Annotated in this window: 1 protein-coding gene; it reads left to right on the top strand. The window is 60.9% G+C overall.

Annotation, left to right across the window (positions count from 1 at the left end; genetic code table 11):
- Window positions 1-54: 54 nt before the first annotated feature.
- The coding region (locus tag KVT32_RS31230) for a Tar ligand binding domain-containing protein (RefSeq protein ID WP_254637104.1) at window positions 55-243 on the top strand (189 nt) is incomplete at its 3' end.

Here is a 243-nt window from a genome sequence, read left to right on the forward strand (position 1 = left end):
GGCAGGTTCCTACCCGCCGCCGACCAACCTGTTTCGCCCCGAACGGGCCCCACCATGTTCAAGAACCTCACCATCAAGACGCGCCTGATTGCCGTGCTCGCCTTTCTCGTCTTCGTGCTGATCGTCGGTTTCGCCATCGGCATCCTCAACCTGAACAAGGCCAATGGCGCGCTCGAACAGATGTATAACGTCCGCCTGATGGCGCTGGCCGACCGTGATTATCCGACGCTGCTGGGCATCCTG

It is taken from the genome of Achromobacter sp. GbtcB20, from assembly GCF_019091095.1.
GTDB classification, from domain to species: domain Bacteria; phylum Pseudomonadota; class Gammaproteobacteria; order Burkholderiales; family Burkholderiaceae_B; genus Achromobacter; species Achromobacter mucicolens.